Origin of the sequence: Sphingobium quisquiliarum P25, assembly GCF_000445065.1 — a bacterium.
Classification (GTDB): Bacteria; Pseudomonadota; Alphaproteobacteria; order Sphingomonadales; family Sphingomonadaceae; genus Sphingobium; species Sphingobium quisquiliarum.
Genome location: NZ_ATHO01000047.1, coordinates 1 through 1,098 on the forward strand (window position 1 = coordinate 1; position 1,098 = coordinate 1,098).

Genomic DNA, 1,098 nt, shown 5'->3' on the forward strand with positions numbered 1-1,098 from the left:
TCGAACGGCCCGGCGCGACGATGCGGCCCCGGCGCGAGACATGGCCTCCGGCGCGCTGGGCGGCGGAAAGCGCCTGGGCGATGATCGGCAATGCGCGCTGGCTTCCCCGCGAGCGGATGCGGCCTGGCCGGATGCGGAAATCGTCGTCGCGGCTCATGATGCTGGGCGCCGCAATGTGCGGCAAACCCTGCTGTTTCCTGCTGTCCGGCGTTCGCCGCACATTGCGCGGCTCGCGCGCACATTGCGCAGCGATGCCCGAAAACCTTGAGAATCAAGGCCACAACCGAGGCGCAGGGGCTCCGCACATTGCCGCCCTTTATCTTGCCCTCCGCCTTTCCCCTTCAGAAAGACAGCCCTTCCCCCTTCCACCTCTGCGAAACAGTGCGAGGGAGCCCGCCAGAGCGCGCGCAAGCCGCTCATCGCGGAGCCCGCCTGGAGAGCGGGACGAACAGGCCGTTGGCAGGCGGTGCAGCGTCGGCCACGACAAGCCCGGCGTTGTCGTCGGCGGGTCGCTCCGGCTGTGTGTCGGATGCCGTGCGATCGGCGGACGGCGACGCAGGTGAAAGCGTGCCCGGCCGCACGGCGAACAGCGCGGAACGGCGCCATGCGAAGGGATCGGACGGCGGCGCGGCGGCAAGCTGAGTGTCGTCCGAACCGCCCGTGATCGACGCCAGCCGTGCAAGATAGGCGCGCGTTTCGGCGGGCAGCGGACGGCCGCGCGACAGATGCTCGTCGTAGCGGCCCGGCCCCGCATTATAGGCCGCGAGCATGGCCGTCACGTTGCCGTAGCGGTCGTGCATCGCGCGCAGATAGGCCGCGCCCGCCATGATGTTGTCGCGCGGATCGAACGGATCGGAGCCGAGGCGATGGCGCGTGCGCAGGCCCGCCCAGGTGCCGGGCATGATCTGCATGAGGCCCATCGCCCCGGCCGTCGAGACGGCGCGGACATCGCCGTTGCTCTCGACGCGCATGACGGCCCATATCCAGCGTTCGGGGATGCCGAAGCGCCGGGCCGCGTCCGCTACATGGTCCGCATAGGGATGGCGTGCGGTCGATCGCTCCGGCGGGGCGTCCTGCGCCAGCGCGGCGACGGGCGCA

1 protein-coding gene is annotated in these 1,098 nt (G+C 70.7%); it reads right to left on the reverse strand.

The window, feature by feature from the left end; translation table 11 throughout:
- Positions 1-416: 416 nt before the first annotated feature.
- On the reverse strand, positions 417-1,098 hold a 682-nt coding region (locus L288_RS27605; protein WP_021237400.1), incomplete at its 5' end, for a lytic transglycosylase domain-containing protein.